Annotated in this window: 8 protein-coding genes; 2 read left to right on the forward strand and 6 right to left on the reverse strand. The window is 67.6% G+C overall.

The genetic code is table 11. The annotated features are described in order from the left end of the window. The first annotated feature begins 614 nt into the window (after positions 1–614). The gene (locus tag QSK31_RS02400; RefSeq protein WP_285680485.1) at positions 615–1,763 is read left to right on the forward strand and encodes an amidohydrolase family protein; all 1,149 of its coding nucleotides are present in this window, start codon (positions 615–617) and stop codon (positions 1,761–1,763) included. Between the two features lie 301 nt (positions 1,764–2,064). On the opposite strand, the gene QSK31_RS02405 is transcribed toward QSK31_RS02400, so the two are convergent. From QSK31_RS02405 to QSK31_RS02425, 5 genes are all read right to left on the reverse strand, one after another. After that, positions 2,065–3,006: an LLM class flavin-dependent oxidoreductase gene (locus QSK31_RS02405; protein ID WP_285680487.1), complete on the reverse strand. Its 942-nt coding sequence runs from the start codon at positions 3,004–3,006 to the stop codon at positions 2,065–2,067. Between the two features lie 260 nt (positions 3,007–3,266). Continuing rightward, positions 3,267–4,100 (reverse strand): carbohydrate ABC transporter permease, encoded by an 834-nt coding sequence (locus tag QSK31_RS02410; protein ID WP_285680489.1) that lies wholly within the window; start codon positions 4,098–4,100, stop codon positions 3,267–3,269. Further along, positions 4,097–4,993, reverse strand: a complete 897-nt coding sequence (locus QSK31_RS02415; RefSeq protein ID WP_285680491.1) for a carbohydrate ABC transporter permease — start codon at positions 4,991–4,993, stop codon at positions 4,097–4,099. The genes QSK31_RS02410 and QSK31_RS02415 overlap by 4 nt, the downstream gene beginning before the upstream one ends. Continuing rightward, positions 4,987–6,318, reverse strand: a complete 1,332-nt coding sequence (locus tag QSK31_RS02420) for an ABC transporter substrate-binding protein (RefSeq protein WP_285680494.1) — start codon at positions 6,316–6,318, stop codon at positions 4,987–4,989. Before QSK31_RS02420 ends, QSK31_RS02415 begins: the two co-directional genes overlap by 7 nt. Then, positions 6,315–9,044 carry a family 78 glycoside hydrolase catalytic domain gene (locus QSK31_RS02425; protein WP_285680496.1) on the reverse strand — a complete coding sequence of 910 codons (2,730 nt, stop codon included), beginning with the start codon at positions 9,042–9,044 and terminating at the stop codon, positions 6,315–6,317. The genes QSK31_RS02420 and QSK31_RS02425 overlap by 4 nt, the downstream gene beginning before the upstream one ends. 190 nt (positions 9,045–9,234) lie before the next feature. Here QSK31_RS02425 and QSK31_RS02430 point away from each other — a divergent pair, with 190 nt between their 5' ends. Beyond that, positions 9,235–10,185: a helix-turn-helix transcriptional regulator gene (locus tag QSK31_RS02430; protein WP_285680497.1), complete on the forward strand. Its 951-nt coding sequence runs from the start codon at positions 9,235–9,237 to the stop codon at positions 10,183–10,185. Positions 10,186–10,207: 22 nt separating this feature from the next. On the opposite strand, the gene QSK31_RS02435 is transcribed toward QSK31_RS02430, so the two are convergent. After that, positions 10,208–11,596 carry a serine hydrolase gene (locus QSK31_RS02435; protein WP_285680498.1) on the reverse strand — a complete coding sequence of 463 codons (1,389 nt, stop codon included), beginning with the start codon at positions 11,594–11,596 and terminating at the stop codon, positions 10,208–10,210. Positions 11,597–12,219: the final 623 nt, after the last annotated feature.

Below are 12,219 nucleotides of genomic sequence, written 5' to 3' on the forward strand. Positions count from 1 at the left end.
GCGTCGACTGCCATCAATAGCCTCCTACACCCGTTACCTCGCTCACCTGACGCCGACTTCCTACCGAGCGAACCTGAGACGAGCGTTAATACCGCCGCTCAACCCGGTTTGACGAACCAGATACCCAACACACACACCAGCGCGTGACGTCCAGGTCCCGCCCGGCGGGGGCAAAGCCGAGACGACACCGCGCTGGTGCGTGCGGTCGGAACCTGGTTCGGCAAACCGGCCTGAGCGGCGGTCTTAACGTTCGTCTCAGATTCGCTCGGTAGGAAGTCGTCGTCAGACAAGCGAGGTAACCCGTCTGTAGGAGGCGAGTGATGGAGGTCAATGCAGTGTCGTCAGGGAAAGCGCCGCCCGAGCGATCAAAGTTCGGGGCGTCCACCATGCTGCCGCCGGGCGGCGCTGCCGCGGTGCGCGAGCAGGACGCGAAGACCCCTGGTCTCGGCCGGCCGTTTTTCGGCGGGACCGGCGTGGCCGGCGCCGAGGTCGAAGGGGGGACGCGGCGTGGGTGGATACCTGGCGCCTGGTAACGACGAAGGTCGATCTGAAGCATCTCGCAGACGGATGCCGTACGGACACCACACCACACAAACACCTGAAGAGAGACTGACATGAAGTCCATGGGACGCCGCGGCTTTCTGGCCGCCGCCACGGTACTTGGCGCTGGTGCCGGCTTGTCCACGTATGCCGCTGCTTCGGCAGCGGACGGGAACAAGACTCCGGACAAGACTCCGGACGAGACTCCGGACATTTACCTGCGAGACCGGGACCTGCCCTTCATCGGCACGGAGGAGACATTTTCGACTCCCACGTTGTTGAAGCTGAACTCCATCAATAAGGATCACATAGCGTTCCTCGAGGAAATTGGTCTCGCGGATCTCGGCGCACGCCGCATCGGCGATATGGACGCGGGGGGACTCAACGTTCAAATCCTCTCTGCTCATACACCATCCGTACAAAACGTCCCTGGGCGAAGGGGCATCGACCTTGCCTATCGTCTTAACCGGCAACTTGTAGAAGGGCCGATCGCCAAATATCCGGGCCGCTTCAAGGCTTTCGCCACCTTGCCCTTGCAGAGCCCTGAGGCGGCGGCGGACGAACTGGAACGCTCGGTGAAGGAAGATGGCTTCCTGGGCGCACTGACCAATGGGCACATCACGAAGAAGTATCTCGATCATCCCGAATTCGAGCCTGTGCTGGAACGTGCCGTTGCGCTCGATGTGCCGATCTACCTGCATCCCGGCTATCCAGCTGACGACGTCTTCAAGATTTACTACAGCACCACACGGTCCCAATACACGAAAGAGTTCCAACCCTACATTTTCAGTGGGTCTGGATATGGCTGGCACCAAGAGGTGCTGATCCAATGCATTCGGATGATCACGTACGGGGTCTTCGACAGATTCCCTAAACTGAAAATCATCATCGGCCACATGGGCGAAGGTCTTCCCTTCTACTACAAGCGGATCATCGAAGACATGGGCGAGCCGACCAAAAGCTCGCTCAAGAAGCCTATCGAGCAATACTTCCAGGACAATTTCTGGATCACAACCAGCGCATTCCCCCAGACCGAACTGCTCGATCTCCTGCTGAAGTTCATAAGCGTAGACCGAGTGATGTTCGCAACCGACTACCCGTTCGCGGACATCAAGGCGCAGACCGACTGGTTCCGCGGAGTCGATTTGCCACGCGAAGACAAGGAAAAGATCGCGTTCCGAAATGCAGAGAAGCTGTTCCGAATGAAAGTGCCCGTGAAGTGACACGCCAGCGTCGGCCGGAGTGAGAGAATGCTTTGCTGTAGAGCCTCGCGCTAGTTCGCGACAGGCAAGCAGAACGAGCGTAGTAGCGACTCTCTCGAGATCCTCGGCGTGCTGACCCGCCTGGTGATCAACGGCGCGGTTCGCAAGGGTCTGCTGCGGGGCCCAGTAGCAGACCCTTGCCGGCGTGAAGCGCCAACGACTGGGATGGGCCGACACCGGACATCGGCTATCGGCTCAGTCCCTTCCCCGGCCCGGTGCGCTGCGGATGCACGCTGGAGGGTCGAGCCGCTTGTGGACGGGTTCAACGCGCGACCTCGAGGAAACGCTCGAGCTCCCGTTCGGTGTCCGGACCGCACGGCTGGAAGACGATCTCAGTGATCCCCTGCGAGTCGAGCTTGTCGAGCTTGTCGCGCATTTGCGTGCGGGTGCCGGTGAGAGTGACGTCGCGCAGAGTGACGTTGCCGCCGGCGTTCCAGGCGGCCTGGTCTGCCTCGTTGAGGCCGACGCAGTGCTGGGCGTGAACGGCAAGGTGACGCTCGGCGGCCGGTGCTCGCTCCACCACGTCCATCCACTGCTCACCGCCCGGAAGCGCGCGGACGGCGTCAGGCCCGCCGAACTCGAGGGCGCCGTGCAACGACAGTGCCCATCCCGGGCCGCCGGCGGCGCGAGCGTGCTCGGAGTCGTCGCCCTCGTCGTCGTCCAGGACGGTGCCCCAGGCCAGGTAGGCCGACCAGGGGTAGTCGTGTGCGAACTCCGGCAGCAACAAGGTGGTGAACAGTCCGTCGCCGAGCTCGTTGGCCACCTTGTTGCCCTTCGGGCCGAGTGCGCCAACGATCACCGGGACCTTCACCGGGCGGTGTGGGGCGTGCCCGTCAGGGTGCAGCATTCGCATGCTGGCTCCTTCCCACTCGACCACCTCACCGCGCAGGAGGCCTTGGTAGGCACGGATGTAGGAGTCCATGAACGACCAGGTGATCGCCCCGTAGCCCATCGCTCGACGCCCGGTGAACCCGGTGCCGAACGCCACCGCGACGCGGCCCGGAGCGAGGGCGCACAGCGTCGCCGTGGCGGCAGCGTTGACCATCGGGTGCCGCAGGCTGGGGACCAGGACGCCCGGGCCGAGACCAATGCGTTCGGTCCGGACCGCGGCCAGGGCCAGTGTCATCCACACGTCCGGACTCTGTTGCGGGGTGTCATAGACCCACGCCCGCTCGTAGCCGAGGCTCTCTGCCACCGCGATCATTTCGGGCGAGTCCAGAGCTGTCGGAAACGCACACGACACCTTCATGGTCAATCCCTCATCTGGTGAACGGGCGGTCGCCTTCGGCTCCGCAGCGCGCGGCAGGCCGACATCTTCCGAGCGATCGCTTACTAAGCGCATAGTCACAGTGCGCGCTCGAGTGTGTCAACCCTCACACCGCGCCGTCTACAGCCGAGCCGGGAGAGCCGGAACCTCGGAGACGCAGCGAGCGCCTACGCGCCGTCGTTTCCCGCTACACAGAGTCAGCCCTTGACGGCTCCCGAGGTCATGCCGGCGACTATCTGGCGGTTGAAGAACAGGAACATGATCAGTGGGGGGATCGTGACCAGCAGGATGTCGGTGAAGAGCAGGTTGTACTGGGTGTTGAACTGGCTGTAGAAGTTGTAGAGGGTCAGCTGGACCGTCGCGTTCTGTTCGCCGGGCAGGAAGTAGAGCGGGTTCACGAAATCGTTGAAGACGTTCACCGACTGGACCAGGATCGCCGTGATCGCCACGGGGCGGAGCAGCGGGAAGATCACCCGGAAGAAGAGGCGCAACGGTGACGCGCCGTCGATGATCGCCGCCTCGTCCAGCTCGCGGGGGATCGTGGCGATGAACGCCCGGAACAGCAGGATGCAGAACGACAGGCCGAACGCCACCTCGACCATGATCAGGCCGGGCATCGTGCGGAACAGGCCGATGCGCTGCAGCACCCAGATGGTCGGCACCACGGCCGGAGGCATGATCAGGCCGGACAGCACCAGGATGTTGACCAGCGGGTTCCAGCGGCTCGACCGGCGTTGCAGCGTCCAGGCCACCATCGCGGCCAGGACCACCATGATGGTCACGCTGGCGACCGTGAGGATGGTGCTGTTGATGAACGCGATGATCAGCAGGTAGTCGCGGGCCTCGATGACAGCCATCAGGTTGTCGACGAACTGGAAGTTGCGGGGCCAGGAGAAGTCGAGCTCGGCGGCCTGCGTGCGGTCCTTGAAGGATGTCAGCAGGATGAACGCGAACGGCACCAGGAACACCACGACCGACACCAGGATCGCGACCACGCTCAACAGGTAGTTGGGACGTCGCAGGGTCGTCACATCTCCACCTCCTTACGGTTGAGGAAGCGCCACAGGGGGAAGACGATCGCGGTCACGACGACGAACAGCACCACGTTGCCCGCGGTGGACAGGCCGTAGAAGCCGGCCTGGTACTGCTTGTAGATCACCGACGCGATCACGTCCGAGGTGAAGCCGGGGCCGCCTCGGGTCATCGCCCAGATCAGGTCGAAGGAACGCAGGCCGCCGATCAGGGACAGGATGACGACCGTGACCGTGGCGGGACGCGCCAGTGGCAGGATGATCTTCTTGAAGTTCTGCCAGGCGCTCGCCCCGTCGACCTTGGCCGCCTCGAAGTACTCCTGCGGGATCGACACGATGCCGGCGATGTAGATGAGCGTGGCCAGGCCGACGCCCTTCCACACGTCGACCAGCGCGACCGACAGCAGCGCGTACGAAGGATCGGTCAACCAGCCGGGACCGTCGACGCCCACCGCGCCCAACGCCTGGTTGATCAGGCCACGCTCGGGATTCATCAGCACGACGAAGGTCAGGCCGACGCCGATGGTGCTGACCAGGACCGGGAAGAACACCACCGAGCGCAGGTAGCCGCGGGCCACGATCTGCGAGGTGAGCAGGATGGCCAGCGCCATGCCCAGGACCACCTTGAGGCCGGACGTGACCACCGCGTAGACCATCGTGTGCCACAGGCCGGAGACCAGCGCCGGCTCCTGGAAGAACTGGGCGTAGTTGCCGAACCCGATGAACTCGCTGGAGAAGATGCTCCACCGGGTCAGGCTGAAGTAGAGCGCCAGGACGGTCGGCACCAGGAACAGCACGCCGAAGACGACCGCCGCGGGCGCGTAGAACCAGTGGGGGTACGGGCTGGACGGGCCCGAGCCGCGGTGGGCGGCGCGGGCCCCTGCTGCTACCAACCTTCCAGCCCGAGCTGCTGGGCCTGCTTCTTCACGTCCTCGTCGTACAGCGCGGCGCCGGCCTGAGCCTTGCGGATGCCGGAGCCGACCTCGACGCAGATCTGCTCCAGCGCCGGGCCCTTCACCGGGGACAGGAACTCCAGCGCCAGCGTCGACGTGCCCTGCCCGTCGATGTACGTCTGCAGGTCCTTCGCCACCTGCGGCACCTCGGCCGGCAGGGTGCAGCCCTTCACCCCGTACGGGCCGGTCGGGGCGGACGCCTTGGTCTGCGCGGCGCAGCCGTCGGGGCTGGCCACGAACGCCAGGAACTTCTTGGCCGCGTCCAGCTTGGCGCCGGTCGTGGTCTGCGGGATGTAGAGGCCGTTGGGTGTCCACACGGTCGCGCCGTTCTTCGCCGCGTCGGTGCCGGGGATCGCGAACAGGCCGACGTCCTTGGCCTGGTCGGGGTAGTTGGCCACGATCGTCGCGATGGTGCCGGACAGGATCGGGTAGTGCGCGCCCTCACCCTTGGCCAGCATCCGCAGGCCGTCGTCCAGCTTCGCCGACGCGAAGTCCTTGTTGAGGTAGCCGGCGTCGTGCACTTCCTGCAGGTGCTGGAAGCCGAGCACCGCGGCGGGGTCGGTGCCGTACTTGGCCTGGTTCTTCGTGTACTTGTCCGGGAAGTCCGGCTCGGCGGCCAGCACGTTGTGGAAGTCGCCGAGGATGAACAGCTGCGACGTCCAGGTCTCCTGGTAGGTCTGGATCACCGGCGCGACCTTCCCGGCCGCCTTGATCTTGGCGTTGTTCGCCATGAAGTCGGCCCAGGTCTTCGGCACCTGCAGGCCGAGCTTGGCGTAGACGGCGCGGTTGTACATGATCGCGCCCGCCGAGAAGGTGCCCCACGGCACGCCGTACAGCTTGCCGTCGGCCGACACGGTCTTCTTGAAGTTGTCGTCGAGCTGGCCGTTGTACGCCTGGTCGCTCACGTCGACCAGGTTCTTCTGCGGCGCGATGGCCTGGAACAGCGAACCCGAGTTGTACATGAACACGTCGGTCATGTCCCCGGTGGACAGCCGGGTCTTGATGATGTTGTCGCCCTCGGTCCCGGCCGGCCGGGTCTCCGTCTTCACCGTGATGTCCGGGTTCTTCGCGGTGAAGTCCTTGGCCAGCTGCTCGCCGGCGCGGACCGTGTCCTCGCTGTTGTCGACCAGCAGCGACAGGGTGACCTTGCCGCCTTCGCCGCCGCCCTCGTCGTCGCTGGAACCCAGACTGCCGGCGCTGCACGCGCTGCCGGCCAGCATCGTCGCCGCGGCCAGCGCCCCGGCGGCTATGGTGCGAAATCTCATCTCGACCTCTCAAGAAGGGTTTGCAGGGCGGCGCGGAACACTTCTGCGCCAGGAACGAAGCCGCGCCCCGTCGCGGCGTCAGCGAGTTCGGTGATCGGTGCGTCCAGGTAACGCGCGAGGCGGTCGGCCAGCGCGGCCTCGCCGTCGGCGACGCCGGCCTCGGTCGCCGCGGCGACCACGCGTTCCCAGCTCGGCAGGTGGTCCATCAGCTGCCGGATGGTCGCTCCGGCCGGCAGGTCAGGAGCTTGGGCGTACGGGTCGTCGACGGCCCATTCGTGCATGCCGCTGCCGACCTCCGCGGTGTCGCCGCCGGGCACCTCGACCGTGGCGGTGCTGCCGACCGGCACGGTGACCCGCAGCGTGAGCCGGCCGTCCGCGCGTTCCCACGCGACCGAGGCCTCGCCGTACGGAGTGAGGTGCCGCGCGCTCGCCGACGTCAGTTCGTGACCGGGCAGCGGGCGTACCGAAAGAGAGCGGTAACCGGCATCTCCCGGCGCGAGGCCGGCGACCCGGCGGTGCATCCAGTCCGCGACCGCGCCCAGCGCGTAGTGGTTGAACGAGGTCATCTGGCCGGGGTTGATGCTGCCGTCCGGGAGCATGCTGTCCCAGCGCTCCCACACCGTCGTCGCGCCCATCGTCACCGCGTACAGCCAGGACGGGCAGCCGGTCTGCAGCAGCAGGCGGTACGCCAGCTCCGGCTCGCCCGCGTCGGTCAGCACGTCGGTGATCAGCGGGGTGCCGACGAAGCCGGTGCTGATCCGGAACCCGGACGCCCGCACCAGGTCGGCGAGCCGCTGCCCGGCACGCTCGCGCTGATCCGCATCGGGAAGCAGTCCCCAGTGCAGGGCGAGCGCATAGTTCGTGGCGGAGTCGGAGAGCACCCGGCCGCCGGCGGTCGTGTACTCCTCGGCGTACGCCGCCCGGGCTCTCGAGGCCAGGTCGGCATACCTTTCCTCCGTGGCGGTGTCGCCGGCGATTCCGGCCGCGTCGGCGGTCAACCGCGCCGAGTGGGCCAGGTGCGCGGTGGCGATCACGTCCGGGTCGGCCTTCGCCCGGAACGGGTCGGCCGGCGGGGCGGTCGGGTCCAGCCAGTCACCGAACTGGAAGCCGCCCGCCCACAGCAGGTCCGGCCCGGCCAGCTCGACCATCCGGTCCACCCAGGCGCGCATGCTCGGCAGCTGGCGGGCGAGGATCCCGGCGTCGCCGTACGCCCGGTGCAGCACCGACGGCACCACGGTCGCGGCGTCGCCCCAGGCCGTGGCGGCCGGGCCCGCGTCGCGGATGACGTCCGGGATCACGAACGGCACCGAGCCGTCTTTCTGCTGCTCGGCGGCCAGGTCGGCGAGCCAGTTGGTGAGGAAGCCGGCGCTGTCGTACAGGAACGTGGCGGTGGGGGAGAAGACCTGGATGTCGCCGGTCCAGCCGAGCCGCTCGTCGCGCTGCGGGCAGTCCGTCGGCACGTCCAGAAAGTTGCTGCGCATGCCCCAGACCACGTTCTCGTGGAAGCGGTTGAGCAGCTCGTGGCTGGACTCGAACCAGCCGGTGCGTTCCAGGTCGGAGTGCAGCACCACGGCCTTGATGTCGTCGGCCCTCAGGGCGGGGACGCCGGTGACCTCGGCGTAGCGGAAGCCGTGGAAGGTCAGCTCGGGCTCGAGGGTGACCTCGTCCGGGCCGGCCAGGATCCAGGTGTCGGTGCACTTGGCGGTGCGCAGCGGGCGGACCCCGAGCTCGCCGTCCTCCAGCACCTCGGCGTGCCGGATCACGATCTCCTGGCCGTCGGTGCCACCGCGGACGGTCAGCCGTACCCGCCCGACGACGTTCTGCCCGAAGTCGACGAGGGTCTTCCCTTCCGGCGACGTCGTGATCGTTGTGGCGCTGACAACCTCGGTTATGCGTACGGGTGGGCCGTCCGGCGCCACGAGCAGGCTGAGGTCGGCGTCCACCACCTCGACCGGCTGCTCGGGCAGGCCGACCCGGCGGAGATCCGTGGTCTGGCCGTCGTAGAGGTCGTTGGCCGTGACCGTGCTGTCCCGGGCGGTCCAGGAACCGTCGGTGGCGAGCACGAGCGTCTGCCCGTCCGCGGTCGTGACCTCGAGCTGGGCCAGCAGCGCGAGGCGGTCGCCGTAGAGGCCGCGCTGCCCGCGGAAGCCGAGGCGGCCGCGGTACCAGCCGTTGCCGAGCTGGATGTCGAGCCGGTTGGCGCCGGGGCGGACCAGGTCGGTCACGTCGAAAGTCTGGTAGCGCAGCCGGTGGTGGTAGGCGGTCCACCCGGGAGCGAGCTGGTGGTCGCCGACGCGCTGCCCGTTGAGGTGCGGGATGTAGAGGCCGTGCGCCGTCGCGTACAGGCGGGCCCGGGTGGTGCCCTCGGGCAGATCGATGGTGGCGCTCAGGATCGGCGTCTCGGCGTTCCGCGCGTCCTGGACGAATCGGGCGGTCCAGTCGCCCGGGTCGAGCAGGCCGGCCTCCGCTTCGGCGTACTCGCTCCACTGGTCGTTGACGCGTACCCGGACCCGTACCCGGTCACGGGACTTCAGCGGCGCGGCCGGCCACGGGACCAGAACCTGCTCGTCCGACTCGACCCGGAATGTCTCGGCGGGCCCGTCGTTGCGGCTGATCTCCAGCTCGTACGCGGTCTGGGGCTCGTCGTTCCACCAGGACAGGCGGGGCGCCGGCGTGCCGATGCCGAGGGCATCCGTGTGGTGCTCGAAGCGGAGGCGATGTGGCATGTGCGAGGCTCCTGAAACGATTCATTGACAAGGCGCAATTGTTGAGGCGGGTTTTCCGGGATATGTCGGGGGGATTGCGGCCGTCTCCCGATCCTGCGTGGCTCAGGTCACACACAGGTAGTCCAGACTTGACCGGTACTAGCACGAACTTCACCTGGGAGCGGTTCCTGACCCGCCCTATACTCGGCCGATGAGCGAGTTGCCGGTCAACACGTCAACCGATCTCATGCATCTGACCGACGGCGCCGTGGCCTACGCCGGCCACTGGCTGCACGAGGGTGTCTGCCCCACGCACACCCACAGCTTCGTCGAGGTCGCCCTGGTCACCTCGGGTTCCGGGGTGCATCACAGCCTGGCCGGCCGCACCCGGGCACGGGTCGGCGACATGGTGCTCCTGCGGCCCGGCGTGTGGCACGGCTACGAGGACTGCCGCCGCCTCGACATGTACAACTGCTGCTTCTCGGTCGAGCTGCTTCAGCACGAGCTGGCCTGGACCCGCGAGGACCCGCTGCTCGGCTACCTGCTCTGGAGCGGCCCCTACTCGGGCCAGCGCCGCGGCATCCTGGCCGCCCACCTCGGCCCCGCCGACCTCGCCGAGTGCGTCACCCACCTGGACGCGCTCGGCGCGCTGCGGCTCAAGCCGATGAGCTTCTACCGCGGCGACGTCATCGGCCGCCTGTCGCTGTTCCTCAGCGCCCTCGCCCGCGCGGTGATCGTGGACGGCGGCGACGTGCTGGCCGGCATCGTGCACGCCACCCATCCCGCGGTCGTCGAGGCGATGCAGATGATGGAGGACCGCCCCGCCCACCGGTGGACGCTCGGCGAACTCTCCGACGCGCTGCACCTCGCGCCCGGTTACCTGGTCCGGCTCTTCAAAGCCGCGACCGGCCTGCCGCCGATCGCCTATCTCGCGCGTCACCGGGTGGAGCTGGCGGCGACCCAGCTGTTGCGTACGGACGAGCCGATCGCCCGCATCGGGGAGTCGGTCGGCTGGCCCGACCAGAACTACTTCGCCCGCCGCTTCCGGGCGCACTACGGGCTGAGCGCCACGGCCTACCGTTCGCGCTTCACCAACAACGCGGTCCGCCTCAGGACTTGGGACACCCCGCCCACGCGGGGTGCCCTCCTCCCTCTCACCTAGCCTTGCCTACCTGGTCTCGTGCTTAGTGCCGTGCCGCCTCGTACTGGTCGACGGCGGCGCCGAGCTTGGCGAACTTCTCGGTGTACTCGACCGGGACCGTGCCGGGCGGGGTGGCCGGGCGGTTCGGGTCCGTGTACTGGTCACCGAGGTTCGAGAACACCGCGATGATGTAGTGCCGGCCGGCCTTGCCGGGCAGCGACTTGACGATGCCGGCGTCGGAGCCGGTGTTGTTCACCCAGCCCGGCTTGTGGGCGAAGGTGACCTCGGCGGCCGCGTTGCACGGCCGTACGTCCTGGCCGAAGGCCTCACCCGCGACCGTGACTGTGCCGTCCGCGGCGATCCACCGGTCCGCGACCTTCTGCGGGATGCCCGGCGCCGGGTAGTCCCGGCCGCAGTAGTTCGGCGTCGACAACATCCAGTTCCAGCCCTGCTGGCCGAGCTTGGACATGAAAAGCTTGCGCGATGCGGAGGACAGGGCGTTCCTGGTCACCGGCACACCGGCGGGGGTCGTCCACAGCGTGCCCGCGCCGCCGTTGATCACGGACAGCAGCTTCGCGGTGTCCAGCGAGGTCATCGTGACCGGGTTGCCCCAGCGCCCGCCGTTGACCGGGTTGGTGTTCTTCAGCTGCAACGTCTCCAGGCCGAGGTCCTGGAACGCCTGGTTGAGCCCGTCGATCGCGCCGCGGTCGTGCAGCATCTTGACCAGCGCGCAGGTCGCCGCGTTCGACGACTCGGTCAGCGACTTGTCGACGTAGTTGCCGATCGTGTCACTGCTCGCGCCACCGCACAGCGAGCTGATCGGCGACGGGTTGTAGGCGTACGTGTCGGCCAGCGTGATCTGCCCCTGGTCGACCAGGCGCAGCACCCCGAAGTTGACCATCAGCTTGAGCACCGAGGCCGGGTACGGCGACATGAAGTCCAGCTCGGCGTTCTCCCGGCCGGGCACGATGTCGATCGTGCCCTGTGCCTGGTTGGCGTACCAGCCGGCATCATCCCACTGCCGCCACCGCACGGCAGTGGTGTGATGGTTCGCGTCGACCGGCACGACCACGCCGTGCTGGTACTGCGGGCTCATCAGCACGGTCGCCGAGCCGGTGATCCGGCCGTAGCGGTCGAGCTCGAGGACGGTGGCGTCGATCTGCGGCTGCTGCGAGATCGGCTCCGCGGCCGCGGCGGCGAGACCCTTCACCCGCGGCGCGGCCTCCTTGTCGGTGGTCGCCTTCGCCTTCGCCCTGGCCGTGGCCTGGGTCGGCGGGTCCAGGTCGAGCACCTCCTGGAAGGCGAGCTCGTCCATCTTGGTCTGCAGGAACTCGGCAAGGGCCGGGGGCGGCTCCTTGGTGTCGGCCTGAGCCGTCATCGTGACCGACACGAGCCCGGCGGTGACGACCGCCGCGACTCCGCCAGCGATCAACCGTTTCGTCCGCAACGTTGAACTCCGTCCATAGGGGAGTGGTGGTCCATGAGGGGCGAAACCTACCTCAACTCATCAATTCGACAACCCTCACATCAGAGCCACCGATGCCGGAAAGGCACCTGTACTCAGACGTCCCCGGCGTCCCAGAGCGTTGACAAGCCTCGGCATGTTTCGCCGCCCGCCGGCGTTTCGGCAGGTCCTTGCTGTGGCCGCTTTCGCCCAGCGCGGGTCTCCCGGTTGCCAGGCGACCGGGGTGTGTGCTCGCGGTGGTTGCGGCCGTTTTCGTCGGTTGTGGGGTCGGGTCGGGTTGCCGGGCCCCTGGGGTGTGTGCTCGCGGTGGTTGCGGCCTCTTTCGTCGGTCGTGGGGTCGGGTCGGGTTGCCGGGCCCCTGGGGTGTGTGCTCGCGGTGGTTGCGGCCTCTTTCGTCGGTCGTGGGGTCGGGCCCGGTTGCCAGGCCCCCGGGTGCGTGCTCGCCGTCGCTGCCGCCGCTCGCGGTCGTGGCCGGGCGCGGTGGTAGGACCGCGCGTTGGTGGTAGGACCGCGCGTTGGTGGTAGGACCGGGATGGGAGTGGTGGGTCAGGGCGGTATCCCCCTCGATATGCCGCCCTGATCTACCACTG

Origin of the sequence: Actinoplanes sp. NBRC 103695 (assembly GCF_030269485.1) — a bacterium.
Lineage (GTDB): Bacteria > Actinomycetota > Actinomycetes > Mycobacteriales > Micromonosporaceae > Actinoplanes.